The organism is Psychrobacter sp. 1U2, assembly GCF_051847575.1.
Window position 1 is genome coordinate 1 of record NZ_JBPYDC010000634.1, and the last position, 929, is coordinate 929.

Below are 929 nucleotides of genomic sequence, written 5' to 3' on the forward strand. Positions count from 1 at the left end.
TAGTAGCAGCTGCTGTTAAGTTCTTGCCCATATTCAATCAGTACTAAACTTAAAGCCTAACCTTTAGGACTTAAATTTTAATAAATATGTAACAAAAACAGCTGTTTGATTAGATTAACTTAAAGATATTTGGTATATTTATAATTAAGAATATATTTAAATTGTTTAGTAATATTACTATATAGTATGAGCCTTACAAACTGTTAAAAACAAGGAGGTATATCGGCATAATAGTTGTAAAAATTGAGATTTTACATTTTTAAATCAAGGAGAGATAAAAATGAAATCGTTCAAATTAACGCTACTAGCCATGACAGCTATATTCTTTTTACAAGGATGTGATGATGACTCTGATGAGTCGACCTCACCACTACCCAATCAGCCAAATATCGACACTGAAATCGTTGGAACGTGGAGTAATGACGATAGTAGTAGTGGATTATCAACGATTGTCTTTATGAATGACGAGACTTATGTACAGGTCCAAGTCAATAGTAGTCAGTCTACAAGTGACCCTGAAAATGGTATGGAATGGGGTAATTACAATATCAATAATAGTACAGGCAAACTAACTGCTACGCCTATTTTTGATAAAAATGGTAGCTCTGGATTGTCAGATTCTGTCAATCGCCATGCTCAGGTATCTAACGGCAAGCTGATCCTCGAAGTAGACGAAAACAATGATGGCATTATCGACAGTGATGAAAGCCATGAGTTTTCAAAAACCCAACCTGAAGGGATCTTAGGGTCTTGGAGTTTCGATGATACTGATGACGATGAGCTAATCGGATTAGCATTCTTCGATAATGGGACTTATGTCCATGTCCAAGTGGATAAAGCTGGCTCAGTAAATAACTCCGAAAATGGTATGGAATGGGGTTACTACACCGTTAATCCTACGACTGGGCAGTTAGAAACTTCTATAATCT

At 35.7% G+C, this 929-nt stretch carries 1 protein-coding gene; it reads left to right on the forward strand.

The window, feature by feature from the left end:
- Positions 1-280: 280 nt before the first annotated feature.
- A partial coding sequence (locus ACS8FD_RS17745; protein WP_439276824.1) for a hypothetical protein occupies positions 281-929 on the forward strand: 649 nt, incomplete at its 3' end.